Annotated in this window: 25 protein-coding genes; 5 read left to right on the forward strand and 20 right to left on the reverse strand. The window is 38.2% G+C overall.

What is annotated here, in order from left to right; translation table 11 throughout:
* Positions 1-5: 5 nt before the first annotated feature.
* The 12 genes from A5877_RS02165 to A5877_RS02225 all read right to left on the reverse strand — a co-directional run bounded on the left by A5877_RS02165 (position 6) and on the right by A5877_RS02225 (position 7,352).
* Complete coding sequence (locus tag A5877_RS02165) at positions 6-257, reverse strand: hypothetical protein (RefSeq protein ID WP_086316261.1); 252 nt, start codon at positions 255-257, stop codon at positions 6-8.
* A 45-nt stretch (positions 258-302) separates the two neighbouring features.
* Positions 303-482: a hypothetical protein gene (locus A5877_RS02170; RefSeq protein ID WP_086316262.1), complete on the reverse strand. Its 180-nt coding sequence runs from the start codon at positions 480-482 to the stop codon at positions 303-305.
* Positions 483-821: 339 nt separating this feature from the next.
* Positions 822-1,292 (reverse strand): hypothetical protein, encoded by a 471-nt coding sequence (locus tag A5877_RS02175; RefSeq protein WP_086316263.1) that lies wholly within the window; start codon positions 1,290-1,292, stop codon positions 822-824.
* 155 nt (positions 1,293-1,447) lie between these two features.
* A complete protein-coding gene (locus tag A5877_RS02185; RefSeq protein WP_086316265.1) occupies positions 1,448-1,750 on the reverse strand; it encodes a hypothetical protein in 303 nt (100 codons plus the stop codon).
* A 38-nt stretch (positions 1,751-1,788) separates the two neighbouring features.
* Positions 1,789-2,496 carry an ORF6C domain-containing protein gene (locus tag A5877_RS02190; protein WP_176273395.1) on the reverse strand — a complete coding sequence of 236 codons (708 nt, stop codon included), beginning with the start codon at positions 2,494-2,496 and terminating at the stop codon, positions 1,789-1,791.
* Positions 2,497-2,941: 445 nt separating this feature from the next.
* A complete protein-coding gene (locus A5877_RS02195; RefSeq protein WP_086316266.1) occupies positions 2,942-3,169 on the reverse strand; it encodes a hypothetical protein in 228 nt (75 codons plus the stop codon).
* Between the two features lie 264 nt (positions 3,170-3,433).
* Positions 3,434-4,183 carry a hypothetical protein gene (locus A5877_RS02200; protein WP_086316267.1) on the reverse strand — a complete coding sequence of 250 codons (750 nt, stop codon included), beginning with the start codon at positions 4,181-4,183 and terminating at the stop codon, positions 3,434-3,436.
* 20 nt (positions 4,184-4,203) lie between these two features.
* Positions 4,204-4,638: a hypothetical protein gene (locus tag A5877_RS02205; RefSeq protein ID WP_086316268.1), complete on the reverse strand. Its 435-nt coding sequence runs from the start codon at positions 4,636-4,638 to the stop codon at positions 4,204-4,206.
* Positions 4,604-4,948, reverse strand: a complete 345-nt coding sequence (locus A5877_RS02210) for a hypothetical protein (protein WP_086316269.1) — start codon at positions 4,946-4,948, stop codon at positions 4,604-4,606. The genes A5877_RS02205 and A5877_RS02210 overlap by 35 nt, the downstream gene beginning before the upstream one ends.
* Positions 4,923-5,825, reverse strand: a complete 903-nt coding sequence (locus A5877_RS02215) for a hypothetical protein (RefSeq protein WP_086316270.1) — start codon at positions 5,823-5,825, stop codon at positions 4,923-4,925. The genes A5877_RS02210 and A5877_RS02215 overlap by 26 nt, the downstream gene beginning before the upstream one ends.
* A 13-nt stretch (positions 5,826-5,838) precedes the next feature.
* Positions 5,839-6,567, reverse strand: a complete 729-nt coding sequence (locus A5877_RS02220) for an MBL fold metallo-hydrolase (RefSeq protein ID WP_086316271.1) — start codon at positions 6,565-6,567, stop codon at positions 5,839-5,841.
* Positions 6,564-7,352 carry a recombinase RecT gene (locus tag A5877_RS02225; protein ID WP_086316272.1) on the reverse strand — a complete coding sequence of 263 codons (789 nt, stop codon included), beginning with the start codon at positions 7,350-7,352 and terminating at the stop codon, positions 6,564-6,566. The genes A5877_RS02220 and A5877_RS02225 overlap by 4 nt, the downstream gene beginning before the upstream one ends.
* Positions 7,353-7,397: 45 nt before the next feature.
* Between A5877_RS02225 and A5877_RS02230 the strand changes: the two genes are divergently transcribed.
* A complete protein-coding gene (locus A5877_RS02230) occupies positions 7,398-8,213 on the forward strand; it encodes a TIGR02391 family protein (protein ID WP_086316273.1) in 816 nt (271 codons plus the stop codon).
* Between the two features lie 200 nt (positions 8,214-8,413).
* On the opposite strand, the gene A5877_RS02235 is transcribed toward A5877_RS02230, so the two are convergent.
* From A5877_RS02235 to A5877_RS02265, 7 genes are all read right to left on the reverse strand, one after another.
* Positions 8,414-10,360 (reverse strand): ATP-binding protein, encoded by a 1,947-nt coding sequence (locus tag A5877_RS02235; RefSeq protein ID WP_086316274.1) that lies wholly within the window; start codon positions 10,358-10,360, stop codon positions 8,414-8,416.
* Positions 10,357-10,671, reverse strand: a complete 315-nt coding sequence (locus A5877_RS02240) for a hypothetical protein (RefSeq protein WP_086316275.1) — start codon at positions 10,669-10,671, stop codon at positions 10,357-10,359. The genes A5877_RS02235 and A5877_RS02240 overlap by 4 nt, the downstream gene beginning before the upstream one ends.
* 25 nt (positions 10,672-10,696) lie before the next feature.
* Positions 10,697-11,524, reverse strand: coding sequence for a hypothetical protein (locus A5877_RS02245; protein ID WP_086316276.1), 828 nt, complete (start codon positions 11,522-11,524; stop codon positions 10,697-10,699).
* Between the two features lie 103 nt (positions 11,525-11,627).
* Entirely contained in the window at positions 11,628-11,816 is a 189-nt protein-coding gene (locus A5877_RS02250; protein WP_086316277.1) for a hypothetical protein, read from the reverse strand.
* 10 nt (positions 11,817-11,826) lie between these two features.
* Positions 11,827-12,018 (reverse strand): hypothetical protein, encoded by a 192-nt coding sequence (locus tag A5877_RS02255; RefSeq protein ID WP_086316278.1) that lies wholly within the window; start codon positions 12,016-12,018, stop codon positions 11,827-11,829.
* Between the two features lie 2 nt (positions 12,019-12,020).
* Positions 12,021-12,305, reverse strand: a complete 285-nt coding sequence (locus A5877_RS02260) for a hypothetical protein (protein ID WP_086316279.1) — start codon at positions 12,303-12,305, stop codon at positions 12,021-12,023.
* Positions 12,305-12,496, reverse strand: a complete 192-nt coding sequence (locus tag A5877_RS02265) for a helix-turn-helix transcriptional regulator (protein WP_042890429.1) — start codon at positions 12,494-12,496, stop codon at positions 12,305-12,307. The genes A5877_RS02260 and A5877_RS02265 overlap by 1 nt, the downstream gene beginning before the upstream one ends.
* A gap of 101 nt (positions 12,497-12,597) precedes the next feature.
* Between A5877_RS02265 and A5877_RS02270 the strand changes: the two genes are divergently transcribed.
* Complete coding sequence (locus A5877_RS02270) at positions 12,598-12,798, forward strand: hypothetical protein (protein WP_086316281.1); 201 nt, start codon at positions 12,598-12,600, stop codon at positions 12,796-12,798.
* Here the strand turns inward: A5877_RS02270 and A5877_RS02275 are convergent.
* Complete coding sequence (locus tag A5877_RS02275) at positions 12,795-13,001, reverse strand: hypothetical protein (RefSeq protein ID WP_086316282.1); 207 nt, start codon at positions 12,999-13,001, stop codon at positions 12,795-12,797. The two genes, A5877_RS02270 and A5877_RS02275, sit on opposite strands and share 4 nt — an antisense overlap.
* Positions 13,002-13,304: 303 nt before the next feature.
* On the opposite strand from A5877_RS02275, the gene A5877_RS02280 reads away from it, so the two are divergent.
* The 3 genes from A5877_RS02280 to A5877_RS02290 all read left to right on the forward strand — a co-directional run.
* Complete coding sequence (locus A5877_RS02280; RefSeq protein WP_086316283.1) at positions 13,305-13,640, forward strand: helix-turn-helix domain-containing protein; 336 nt, start codon at positions 13,305-13,307, stop codon at positions 13,638-13,640.
* A 14-nt stretch (positions 13,641-13,654) separates the two neighbouring features.
* Entirely contained in the window at positions 13,655-14,068 is a 414-nt protein-coding gene (locus tag A5877_RS02285) for an ImmA/IrrE family metallo-endopeptidase (protein WP_086316284.1), read from the forward strand.
* Positions 14,069-14,121: 53 nt separating this feature from the next.
* Positions 14,122-14,609 (forward strand): Arm DNA-binding domain-containing protein (locus A5877_RS02290; protein WP_176273396.1); only part of this gene is annotated, 488 nt, incomplete at its 3' end.

The raw sequence follows: 14,609 nt of genomic DNA on the forward strand, positions 1-14,609 counted from the left end.
ATAATTTAACTTTTTTTTGCTGATATTTCTAACTGAATAATACTTACTAAAGCTAGAAATTTGATAGGATCCATCTTCAGAGACAGTTTGTCTCCTTGTAACTCATATTGTTTTCTAATTCTTTTGAGTGCACCATCCAAGTCCCCAATAAAAATAAGTTCTATAATCTCATTAAAACTGTCCTTTGTTTCAATTGACAATTCCTGCATCGTACCTTCTCTAATTTCATCTGCTTTCAAAGTCTCGCTTGTGATCATGACAATTCCTCCTAAAAATTAAAAAGCCTCTAACTCGAGAGACTTTTATAAAAATCCTTTTACATAAATTCCAATGGAATCATTCAAATTAATGCCAAACCTTATCTCGAAGTTTTGATAAGCTTTCATTTTCTTGTCGAAACTTTTAGCATTTGCAATACAGTCGTAAGCTTTTCTCCACTCAGGATTGTTTTTGATTTTTGTAGCTAATTGTAATGCGTTCATTTGATCAAATCCCTTCGTTTATGTTGGTAACATGTTAACTCTGATAAGCAGATCATGTGTTAAAAGGATTGATTAGTATCTTATGATTTTGATGTGAAACCAAGAGAAAAAGACAGCACGAGCGAATTTTGAAATGAGATGATCCACCTCTTCCAAAAAATTGTGCTGTCTTTCTAGTCAAGTTAAGAAGAATAAGCGACGAGGGGACTATGCCCCCTTTCGATTTTTGGATTGTTGTGAGTAGTCCAAAACCAGCTCTCCGTTTCTTCTACGCTATTACTATAACCCGTTTAAATCAAGAAATATACACAGGCTTTGAGGTCGCATTTTGTGGCAATGTCAAAACAAGCTCAACTGATCTTGGTCTGCTGAGTAGTAGTCCATTTCTTCTTGCTTCTTCAAGCGTTCCTCTCGCCGTGATTCATACTCATCAACAAATGACAATGTCTTTCGAATCTCAGTATGCCGCTTTCTTATATAAGATACACTGTAGCCTGTCTCATCTGATATATCGTAAACATCCATGTCATCGATATACTTTAACTTTACAATCTGATTGTCTGCTCCACTGAACGAGTCAATCAATTCCATCAGTTCAATTTTATCTTTTTCGAGCAGTTCCAGTTCATCCTCTATGATTCTGATGCTTTCTTCCAACGATGATGATCTTGAATTTTTTTCAAGGCGCACGTTTGCCAAGTCACCGTTGACCCATCGATCTAATTCCAACCTACTCTTGTTAAGATTCCATTTCATGAAGAGAATTTGCTCTTCTAGGTCTTGATAATTTTTAAGCCACTGAAATCTCACAAACGCCACCCCTTTTATGGTAAAATAATCATGTCAGTGGTCACTTACCCTCAGGGGAGTGGCTTTTTTTATTTCTTTTTTGCGGTTCCGTTCGCCTCTGCTTTTTGCTGGAGCCGACGTTTTTTCTTTTTCACTTTGGATTTTGTCTTTCCCATTTAAAATTTCTCTCCTAACTCCAATTTGTTTTCTAGCGTGCTAGTGATCGTTTCTAGCGATTTTTTATATTCCTTGACTGTTTGTATATCTGTACCTTCTGCAAGCACGTAGTCACGCTGTATGGCTACGAGAGCTTTCATTAGGTTGCTGTAATGCCCCACAAGTCCTTGCGACTCTCTTTGCGTGCCGTCTTTATCAGTAATCATCAAAATTGCTTCTTGATCGTTTCGTCGTACTTTGTTCACAGTGACTTGGTTTGCATCACTAGTGATTCGATAATCTAAAACCTTCATGTTCAACATTGTATCCCTCCATTCATTTATCGCTGACGATTGCGGAATTAATCTTCGGCCCACAAGTCAGATTTGCCATTCGCAAAATCTATCCTAATTTGCAGTTCGAGCCTAGGCTGCCACTTTGGAATAAAACTCATAGCTTCGTCGTTTTTGACCTTAGGGATATCCATATATGAAGCCACATCGTAAAACTCCCGAAGCTCTTTGTAACATTGACTAAATGCAGTGGATCGAATACTTGCATCACGATAGGCATTTGATTTTTTGCCACCTAATACCTTAATAACAGTTGATGTGACTGCTCCTTTTATTTTCCGGCGCTGACTTGTATTGATTGTCGTCTCTGTTTCAAGACGGTCAAGCCGTTCGTTGACGACTACAAAACCACGTTGGTGCTGCAGAGCTGTTTGTAATAATAATTCCGTATTATCCATGGGTGCTGCATTGTATCGTTTTTCTACATCGATGAAATATTGGCGAGCTTGTCGTCCCTTTTCAGTTCTTTGAATCATTGATACTTCTTTTGCCATATCTAATTTTAAAGCGTGATCAATTGATGGGCGACCTCCTGAAGGTTTTACTCTTTTTTCAGTAAAACTTGTAAAATCAACGTTTTCAATGAATCCATATTGAATCATGTCATTGAACCAATCGTTATACCTTGTTCTCACTCCTAAATACTCATGTAATTCACGACCGTTCACCAAAGTCTCGTTCTGATCGTTCTTGTAGGTTTTAATTAGCTCATTCATCGCTTTTCCTCCTGTTGATATATTTTGCTTTTTGTCTTACACTCCCTTATTCACTTTTTAAAAATAAAAGTGGACATTATTTTAAAAAAAAGGCAAAGTGTTAACATTGCATGTGCTGACAGAGTATTTTTCTGCTATATCGTCGGATTGCCAACCTCTCGTGTACCATTCCCTTGAATACTGGTTCCTCGGTATTTGATTGCGCAATCTGCGTGTTGAATTCTCCAATGACCGTTTTTCCTTTCAAAATGCCCTTTACCTTTTTCAACGTATCCGCTACAACGATAGCAATATCCCGGATATTTATTTCTCAATGTTTCACCCCTAGTTTGTGCTCATTAATTTTTAGGAAAATGTCATTCATCATCCAACGCTTTTTTACACGCAATTACACCAACTACAATGATGGTCACGCAAAAAACAAAGCCTATTACTGAAAGTTCATTCATTCATTTGCCTCCGTTGTTTCAATTTCCTCGAACAAAATAGCATAGTCGTCAATTTCAAGAATATCCGCAATTTCTTGAACACGTCGCAACATAATATTTGCAGTTTTGTTTTTTGCTGCAGTCGTCTTTCCGTTAACAAGATCCGACATTTTAATGTTTTTCTTTTCCATGTGCCATTGTACATTTGTCCAAAAGACCTCAATAACTCCTTTTTTCGCGTTCAAGACCCCACTCCTTCAGTTCTTTCTTAATTGGATCACCATTTCTATTACAGGACGGGCAGCTGTTCGCCACTGCCCGTCCAAATTTGTTCTTGTTCCAAAGGATTCGTTCACCTTTACATTTGCTGCAAATCATACGATCACCTTTTTCAGCCTTATAATCAATTCTAAGTGACTTTAACATTTTCTCGACTTGTTACTCGAATTTGAAACCAAATCAACGTAAGACGCTTAATGTGCGCCGGGAACGTCGATTCTATTATTGTCTTATTGGATAATTGTGATTTTGTTTTTGTTGATTAATTCCGAGAGTGCATCTGAAAGATAATTTTCGATAGACTCTTTTGCATGATATTTCCATAGGCCTCCATCTGCTTCAAAGAGAGCACATTCACCACGGTCGTTGATTCGGAAGATGAACTGACCTTCTGGCTGCTCAACCTCTAAGAAAGTACGATATGGACGCAGGGCTGCTGGGCTTGGCACTCTGCCTTCTGCAACTGTTTTAGCACCTGTTTTCACGGTTGCTGTTTGGGTTACCCCATTATCTGTAACGTCGGCACTATCATCAATCCGAATGGCACTTGCAAAACGTAAAACTGCTTCTGCATCGTCTGTACGGTCAAATAATGACTGGATGTTGATGACAAATCGCTCTTGATCCATAAAACGATCGTATGGGTATTTCTGCAATTCAGCTTGAGCGACAATCAAGCTCTCACGTTTCCGTTCTTCGTTCAATTGGCTGTACACAACGACTCTTGTTGGGCTTTCGACGTGTACGAGAAGTTCATCAGGCTGATCCTTCGATTCTTGATCAAAACAAGATAACAGATACTGAGTTAAGCCCGTAAGTGAGTTGACTTCAAGCTGTGCCGCATAATCTATCGGGAATAAATTACGTAAACTAGCTTTGCTATTATCGTAAAATGTCTGACCATCTACCTCGTATATAACCTCCTGACCTGAACTTAGATCTACTGCGTACTTTAATGCATCTTTGATATTTTCACTCATGGTTGGTTCCTCCAATTTTTTTAGTTTGATTGACGCTTTCTAAAATCAACAAGTTCATTTTCTTTTTTTTCGAGATCAGCAACTGGTTGTCCTGTGTCTAGCTTGACTTCTAGATCGTCCGGATCCATGAACAACTGACCACGTGCACCTGATTTCAGCTCAGCGGCCTCCAATATTCCTGTATCTTGGTTACGTCCAAATAGGACTTTTGTTTCTGTTTCTTCACGAGGTACCAGTTTTGATTTGGTTTGCGTAGCCAACACGAACATATCCCGATCTTTGCTTGGCAAAACATCGATTGTGATTGTGATTGACCGCTTTTTAGTTGGATTGGTATTTCGATCAAGAATGTTCTCGATCACTTTTTCCATCTCGTGTTCAAATTTTTCCTGAACGGATCCTTCATCAATTTTTGATAGATCAAGATCCAATGGTCTCACTTCTTTTTCTGTCATTTTCTTTCTCTCCTTTTAATTTTATATAAAGGCGTTGTGACTCATCCCATAGCTCGTCAGTCGTTGCTTGAATAAAGCTTTTTCCAAAAAAGTCCGCTCGAACGATTTTCTCTGAGATCAGCCAGTGCCGATATAGCAACATAAATACTCTAAATCTTTTTTCGGCTCCTTTACCTTGTGTATCTCCCGTCTCCTTGATATATCCAGTCATTGATTCAAGCGGGAATTTCATCAACTCTTGTTGTTCTTTTGATAAAAGAGTGTAGATCATTTTCACGGGTTTACTAAAATCCCTCTTCGTCTCCTGCATCCGCTAGAAACCTCCTTAGATCTTCCTCTGTGACTTCCGTTTTTTTATTGCCGTAATCTGTAGGTTCTTTAGCCCACTCGGGTAAAGTTTCTTCACGCAAAGTTTTTTTGGAAGACAATGATTTTGAATTCATTTGTGCGACCATCTGATCAAAATTGCGACGCAAGCTGGATGGCGATAAAACAACCTTGTACCAGAAGTCATCTTGCATCGCCCAGACAATCACGTCTTGAACTTCTTTACCTGTTCGCTTGTCCGATTCAATCGTTAAACGAATCGTGTTTGCCCACTCATCTAGATTGGGATCTTTGATGTTGTGATTCTTTTTGATCAGTTTAAACAGTGTCTTTGCGAGAATTTTATTAGGATCATCGTCCGCATAAACGCGCTTTTTGCGTTTGTTGCGAGGACTATTATTATTATTCTTATCCTTCTTCTCTTTCTTCTCTTTCTTATTATTGTTCGGTTGCTGTTCGGATAGTGTTCGGTTGCTGTTCGGTTGCTGTTCGGATAACGATTTACTATAACGCTCAAACCCTTGGTATTCCTCGTAGTTCAGCACTGTAAATAGTGTTCCGTAATCGGTAACTTCAATCTTGATTCGTTTTTCTTTCACCAGTTGATCAATTTTATCTTTGATCGTCGAAATAGAATAAGTTTTAAACGCTCGTTTCTCCATGTAAGCAAGATCATTCTGAAGGTTTCGATATGATCTTAGAAACTGCCCTCTATTCAAATGAATGCCTGCAATATCTGTCCCTTCTTTGGCGTAAACGGCATTTCCATAAATGTAAAAGAAGATTCTAAACTTCACGACATCCGTCCATATTGGGTTTTCAAAGATCTCTCTACTCGTCTGGAAAGCTCCTTTAGCCATAAGGGATCACCACCTAAGCTATATAAACAGGAACGCCAACGAACTTTTGCGTTTCCTCTTTGAATTTTTGTTCATGACTATTTGCATCTGATAAATGCAGCAGCCAAACTTCTCGCAGTCGATCGCTTTTGTTTGATTTGATAAAATCGAGTGTCCGATCAAAATCGAAGTGACTTTCAAGTAACCGTTCCTTGCGTTTGAGATCGAAACCTTTGCTCATTTTCTGATCAACGATATCTTTCGAGTAGTTCGCCTCGACCATCATGTGGGTCACATTTGGGAAACGATACTTTACGTAATAGGAATCCGTGATAAAGATGAGTCGATCGCCTGCAGTATTATCGATTAAAAAACCTGCAGGTTCTCGTACGTCGTGTTGGATCTCAAAAGGTGTGACGTACCAAGTACCTATTTTTTGAGTTTGTTTGTACTGCAGTTCGTTGAATCGATAACCATGGTGGATTTTCAGCTTCAGGACCGGATCGTCAAACATAGCATCTATGGTGCCGTGTGTCGCAAAAATATCAACTGCAGTTTTATCGATTAGACTGCTGATATATTTGCAGTGATCTCGATGCTCATGAGTGATCAGCGCACCTACCACTCTCGAAAAGTTGTGCCTCATTTGCTGCTGAACTTTGCTAAATTGAACCCCACACTCAATGATCAGCTGAGAATGGCCATCATCGATAAGATAGCCATTCCCACTACTTCCTGATCCGAAAACTTTTACTGAAATCAATAGGGATCTTCCTCTCCGAGATCTAACGTCTCTTGGCTAGATTCCTCAATTTCTCCGTCTTCGTTGGCATTGTCATGACGTTCTACAGTCTTCTCATCATCTTCTTTGTGAGGTTCAGGATCTAAGACCTCGCTATTCGCATTCTCAATAATCTCTTTTTCGACCCGATCTGCAACTTCATCAACAACGATAAAGTCAGCGTCAATTTCAGCTGCTTCCTCGGTAGAATAAAGCCCCATGATCATATCCGGGCAATTAAGTCGACCAAAGAATGAAGCTGCTCTGTATCGAATCATCACTTCTGGCATTGTTTTCCATTTCGAACCGTTTTTGTTCACCCATCCTTCGGCACGAGCCATTTCCATGGTGATTTTTGGACCTTTGATCACTCTTCCAGAATAGTCTTCCACATAAGCCGTACAAGCGAGGGTAGCCCCTTCTCCTTCAAACTCAAACTGCAGTTCTGTCCGATACTTTTTAGAGTTGTTGATCATCGCGATGATGTACTGGCTTGACCAAGACGGTCGACCATTAACAACATAAAGGTTCTGCATTACCATGAGCGGGCTTGTATTCAAACGACTAGCCATTTCAAGCGCGATCATACAATTTCCCAGTCCGTCCTCCCCTTGATAGTCCCGTGGCACAATTGTCGATGCAGATAAAGCATTCGCCATACGCATAGCCGTCTGGAAAGCGTTCTGATCTGTCCAAATATTATTTAGTGATGGTGATTCGACTGGCTCTGCCATTTTTCTTTTTTGAATTTCATTTTGATTTTTCATTTTTGTGATTCCTTTCTTTGTTATAATTTTCCTGAGGTGAAAAAAATGAGTAAACCAATTGATAATGTAATTGTTGAACATATCTCAAGGATTCTTGCCGAAGAATTAACAGGTTCAAAAATAGATACTATGTTTGAACTTTTGGATCTTCCAAACTTTGATCAGTTAGAGCGTGACTATACAACAACAAAGTGGCGAAGAATTAACGAATCTGTTCTAGATAAATGTAAAAGAACAAATAGCGCCGCCCCTTTATTTTCTGTCATACAGTACGTTTTAAATCCACCCTTATACATGGATAAACCAAATGATTGGAAAAAGATTCTGCGTGATATCAATAGTCAGTTAATGTTCTATGGATTTGAAGTAAACGATTCTGGAAAGGTTATTGTGATCGAGGTTGTTGAAACATTCAATGACGCTCAAAAACGTCTTCAATCGTTTAACGAAAGGTTATCTGAATATGATATTCACCCAGAAGTTATAAAATATTGTCAAAGTGAACTCTTTTCAGAAAATTACTTCCATGCCATCCTTGAAGCTAGTAAAGGTTTGCTTCAACGCCTTCGAGAATTATCTGGACTAGAACTCGATGGAACGACTCTAGTTAACGAAGTATTCATCCTGAGAAATCCTACTATCATCATTGGTAACAGTAAGAATGAAACGATGTCAGAGAAAAGTGAATTTAATGGACTCAAGAGTCTAATTAATACAATTGTGTATTTATATCGGAATCCTAAAGCCCATGAGCCCAAACTTTATAATCCATCCTCAGAAAACGATGCCGTCACTGCTTTTACATTGATGTCAATGGCCCATTCTATTTTGGATGATTGTGTCCGAGTCAGATTGATTTAGCTCAGCTAGTTTTGTAATTGTGGCCGTTGCCATTGCCAAATTAATAACTCTAGTGGTAATCCTTGAATGACACTCTTCTTGTAGCAAGGATAATTCTTTTGCTAGTTGTTCATTTAATTGAGTTGCGTTGTAAAGTAGATCCCTTTTGATATAGCTTGATGGATCTACTTTTTCAAATTGAAATTGTGGACTAGTTTCCATTACGCCACCTCTACTTTCAAGTTTTTATTTTTGGCCACACGAAGTTCGATCATTTGAGAATCAATCTGGTGGAGATCGTTCACTGATTCCGTGTTATCAACAAACACCGGTACACTCAACCCAAATTCTTTGCTTAAGGTGTTGATGATGTCTAGATCACAATTGATCCTAGCGCCTGTATTCAAGCTAGTTCCGTACTCTATGCCGTTGTATGTCGCCTCGCAAACCTCTTCGAGTCCGCCATTTTTCAAGATATTAAACAATTTAAATTTGACGAGTTCAAACTTGCTGTTAATGGACTCTTCTAGATAGCTGACTTTTTTTCGGGTAAATTCGTCGAGAAGAAATAGTTCACGTTCTACATCTTGATTCTGCGCCTTCAAAGCTGCATCTTCTTTTTTAAGTTCCTCAATGCGGTTTTCATAATCCGATAGACTGGCCAAACGCTGAAACTTCGCTTGTGCCTCAGCGATAAGTTGACGCTTTTGACGAATCTGTTCTTTTAGCTCCTGTTCTTCAACTGCAGTATCATTAGTTGCATTCAGGATCTTTTGCTGAACAATCTTTATTTGATCTTGAATTTTTTTATAAGGATCCGTATCTTCGAATTTCTGTGTCGAACTTTCGATGAATACTAGCTCTGCATTGATTTTATTAAGTGTTGCTTCGGCTTCAACCAACTTTTGAGATAATCGCTTATAGTCATTTTCGATTTCAACAAGTTCAGTTTCAGCTGCAATTTTACGATCTCTAGCCGCCTTGCCTTGCGCAACGTTATCTTCCTCTTTTTGAGATTTCTTTTGCTGGAATGTAGCCACCATTGTCTTAACTTGATCATCAGGCAATTTTTGCGCACAAGTTGGGCATATTTTTTGGTGCTCATCAAATTTTTGATCTCTTAGAGCATAATATTCTTTCAAATGATTATCGATAAAGACCGTCAATTCATCAATTTGAGTGGATAGAATACTCTTTTTGTGTTCGGTCTCAGCCACCAGTGATCGAATTTCGTTGACAATTCGCTGCTGCTTGTTCAGATCGTCTTGCAGGGATCGCGTCTCCATGTTGGTACTGGATAGATAAGCGGATTGCGCTTCTGCTAGCTTGATTTTCAACTTTGATAGCTCTTCTTGGTGATCAAGTGCCGCATTACCTGCAGCAATAGCATTCAATTTGCTTTGCAGCTCCGATACATCTGCCTCGTATTCAAATACTTGTTCTTGGATCTCGTCTGCAGATTGATCACCGATATCGGCTTTTGCTTTTGCAAACATTTCAGTTACTTCTTGAATCCTTGCTGGTAAACCATCGATTTGCCGCTTGATCTCTTTTTTTCGTGACGCAAGCACCTTGCGGTAATCATCGATCGTATGCTCCTTGATGATCTTTTCGATACCCTTCAACTCTGGATCTTTGGCAATGATCTCTTCGTCCGTCAATCCAGTAATGTTGACCAAGATTTCTCGGCGGTTTTTCCAGTTCATTTTCATAAAGTAGGTGGAATCAAATAGCATCTGCAGAATGTTCTCTGCTCCAATAGTTTCGAGGTATGCCTTCCATTCCTTTTCCATCTTAGGCACGCCATCAATTGTGTATTTCGTTGTATCGTTGCCTCGGACTTTTTCTAATTGTCCTCGTGGTGTATTCCATTTTTCTTCTTGCACGCGTTTTAGCGTAACCATGGTGTCATTGATGATCAATTCTGCTTCAACAGTTGGCTCCAGTCCTAACAACTCGTCGTTGTTCTGATCTAAAGGCTTAGGATTCAATTTTGCGCCTCGAGTATCTTTTCCGAATAGCAGCCATAACAAGGCGTCAGCAAGCGTTGTTTTTCCTGATCCGTTCTGGCCACTTACTGTGGCGTTATTGCCTAACGGCTCAAATTCAAATGTTTCAAGTCCTTTAAAGTGTTTCAATGATAGTCGTTTCAAGATAATTTTTTTCATGTAAGATCACCCCTAAAAAAAGCGGCTAATTTGTCAGTGAAGTCGTTAACAGCAGCTGAGGGGTCTTCTACCTCTTCATCTTCTTGCATTGCAGTTGCTAGTTTTTTACAATTTGAGCAATTACATTCCTTCACACTCTGTTCCCAGTGTTCAATTTGGGCGACAATAGCTGATTCAATTCCTTGATTGTTCCCAAATCGTGCGACCGAACAAAGACCTGTTTCATCAATTGCCGCTAAAGATAAAGTGACATCTTCCTTGCGACATTCCAATGCTAGTTCTGTGATCATTTTTTGAATTTTTTCGTTCATGATGTTATAATCTCCTTGAATGAATTTAATTAGTTATACTTTTGCCTTCACTAGCGGGAACTGGTGTAGGCTCTTTTTGTATTTCTGCAATTTTGGTTCCTTCTGCTGAGAAGTACGTATGTGTTTCTATGCCTGCATAAATTACGACTGTATGAATCACACGTTCTTCTTTGGATTCAATACTGAGTGAGCCAGCACTTACGCGTTTTTCTTTTATTGGTTGTTCCAATTTCGCGTCCTCCTTTCTCTCGTACTGAGCAAAACGAGCATCATTAAATTTTTGCATTGATTCTTTTGCCTTGACGCTTGTCGTTCCATCAAGAGGACGTGTGAGAATTTCCCCTTCTTTCCTCAAATTATTAACTTTATGCACAACTTGAGCATACTGTTTACCTGTGACTCTAGATAATTCCATATAATTTGATACATACCCGTTTTGATCAAATGTCACATGATCTAACAAAACTTGAACCTGTTCACTAGTCCACTGCTCAACTCGTTTCTTTTTTATCTTTCCTGCTGCTTGCAATTTTGAGACTTTATTTGAACATGATCCTTTTGATCGCCCTAGCGCTTCTCCAATTTCAACATAAGAAGCCCCTTGCTTATGCATCGCAATCAACCGCTTTTCTTCTGTCGCTGTCCATGGTCTACCGTTACTCTCAAAAGCCATTTCTCTTTTTATTGGTGGTAACTGTCCATCTTTTCTCATTTGAGATACTTTCTTCATAACTGCTGAAACTGTTCTGCCTAGTTTCTTTGCAAGCTGCTCAGAATTTATAACTTCATTTGTTTCGGCCAGTAATGCATTCTTTCGAACATATGCTAATTCCTTTGTGGTCCAGCTCTTCATTACGCTCCCTCCTTAGTTTGTCCTCGATGCCATCAAAGCTTCCGCTTCGTAATAACATTCCTTCCAATCGATCGTCCGATAAAATAAATCTAAAATTTCTGATTTAGTCATTTTCTTTCCACCTCCGAGAGCGATGCTCAAAGATCGCATCATCATATGCAATCAACCAAATCATCACGGCTGTTGGATATAAGATTTTTACCCACGTAGGAACTTCCCCTGCAACCAATGTTCCCATCGCAAAAACAGTAAGTAAAAACGCTGTACGTCTAAGCCAATAGATTCTTCTCATATACTTCCTCCTATACATTTATTTGGCGATTAAGCCTATTTTGATACTGCAGATCTTGGTACTGCTTCAACTCATGACGTGCCGTTTCAAGCTGACGATCACTAAGCAAACCTTTCTTATCATGGGTCAATTGCTGCAGAGATCGAATCCTTTTTTTGACTAATCCGTCGATCAGAAGTTCTTGTTCGAAGTTATATGGCATAGTCACACCTCGTAATGTTCTATTAAAAATTGCTGCAAAGCTTCTCGACGAATCCGGATATCTTGCTTACTCCAAACTTGGATTTTCAATCCCTGATCAATCCATCCATTAAGCTTTACATCCCCGATACCTAAGACCTGCTTGATTGTTTCTTTGTTTGCATAAGGGGGTAACTCAGCAGTTATCGTCATCATTTTGATGCGTTTCTCAAACTCAGCTACTGCTAAAGTGACGATTCCTGATGCCACTTGCTTCTGAATTTGTTCATCTGGTATGTGCAAATCCATTAGCTATTCCCCTCCTTCAACGAAGCTAACGCATTCTCGATTGGTTTAATTTGCTTTTCAGGATTGCGTTTCCCATTCATAATATCGGACATATAAGGTCTAGAAATTCCGATGGTATCAGCTAACCAATTTTGAGATTTCCCATACTTCGCTAATTGAATCCTGACTTTGACAATGAAATCTTGTGACACATTCAACACCTTCTTTCTTATATTTCTTAAAAATAGTTTCGAATTTTGATATAATTCTCCTATCAACTCATTTGTTGAAATAAATTGAAAGGAGAAAGCCTTTGAAAAACATGCTTATTGAATACCTTAAAGAGGGAAGATTTATTGAGTTTCATTTTGATAAAAACAATTTTTGTAGTGCGGACTCTTTGATTGATCCACTGGATGATCCTAACTATATATATGTTGGATTGACCGCATATCAAACAACCTATATGATTAATTTACAAAATGTTACTCAGATAAAAATTTTATCTAATTAGGGTATTCTTTTAACCACCTTGAGCAATCCTGCTAATGCTGACACCATTTCAGGATTGTTTTTTGTCTCATCAATTTCGACAGTCGTGTTAATGAATTCCAAAAGATTTAATTCTGTTTCTCGGATAGCCTCTTGATACTTTCTAGCTTCCTCTTTGTTTTTCACATGAACATCAACTACTACTTTCCCATCTGATTTCTCCATCCTTCTCACCTCATTCCTTTAAAAATTTGTAAGCTAACAAAATTAGCTAAAAGCATTGACAAATCTATCCAACTGTCTTATATTTATATACAGTTAAATAAGCATAGAATTTTCCCTATTAAATCAACATTCTTAGTTTGGCGACGTCGAATTGTTTATTTTTTCTAGGTCTCTTTCTTATTGCTTGTTAGCTTATTAAATTAGCTTACGAAATAAATATAAGACAACTGGATAGATTTGTCAACGACTTTCTATCCAGAAATCTTATTTATTTTTCGTTTGCTCTGGAAAGGGTGCTCTACAGTGCTTTTAGAGAGAATAAAAAAGTTATGTAAAAAGAGAGGAATAACTGTTTCAGAGTTGGAAAATAGAGTTGGTTTTGGCAAAAACTCAATTTACAAATGGAAAACCCAAAGTCCAAAAGCTGATACACTTCAGAAGGTAGCTGATTATTTTAATGTGTCTACTGACTACCTATTGGGAAGGACAGACAATCCTGATCCAGATAATACAAAGTTAAATACCGATGACTTAGAAGATGTACTTGATAATATGAAAAGTTTTGGCGGTGTGGAAATGACTGACCGTGATAAAGAAACCATACGTGCATTTTTGAAAGGAAAATTTAGCGATAGATAAAGGTGGATTGTCACATGCAGCGAATGAAAGCCTTATTAATGACCGAGGGTATATCCCTGTACTTTTTAGATTTAGACATTGATGGTTACTATGATTCGGCAAATAGAGTCATTCTGATTAACCAAAATCTTTCTGAACTAGATGCTTTAAAATCAATTTATCATGAGCTGGGACATGGTGTTTTACATGACGATCTTGAGGCGTTATACAAACTCACCATCCCCCGCTCTAAAATGGAATACGAAGCAGATTGTTTTATGCTGGATCAACTTTTGATTGATTATATGGAAGTAAATGATCTATCCCCCCAGCAGGTCAATCCTATTTATTTTATCGAGTCTTCAGACTTAGATTTCAAATATGAAAGAAATGTTAAAGACCTTCTCTGCCAGCATATACTTGATGACTTTGCAATAATCTATGCCTAATTATTATTTTTTAACAAAAACAGAACATACATTCGAATAAGAGGTGATTAAACATGGCCATGATAAAACAATATCAAAAGAAAAATGGAGAAAAAGCTTGGTACTTTAAAACTTATCTGGGGATTGATCCGATCACCAGAAAAAAGAAGTATACAACCAAAAGAGGTTTTAAGACACAAAAAGAGGCGAAACTGGCCCTCTCTCGTCTTGAGCTAGAAATTGAAACAAAAGGAGTTTCAGTTAATACCAATAACGTAACTTTTAAGGAAGTCTATGATTTGTGGATAGAGCACTATAAGTCTGATGTTAAAAAAAGTACATTATCAAGAACTACATTGCTTTTTGACAAACATATTCTGCCAAAATTTGGTAATTTGGGAATCAAGGAAATTACAGTTGCATATTGTCAAAAAGTTGTAACTGAATGGAGTAAGACAGGAACCTCAAAGCAATACCCTTTATTTGTGAACTACATTTCTAAAGTTTTTAAAATGGCGATTAATTTAGAAATCGTTGAAAGCAATCCAGTCACCAATGTTAT

Origin of the sequence: Enterococcus sp. 3C7_DIV0644 (assembly GCF_002141235.1) — a bacterium.
Lineage (GTDB): Bacteria > Bacillota > Bacilli > Lactobacillales > Enterococcaceae > Enterococcus_D > Enterococcus_D entomosocium.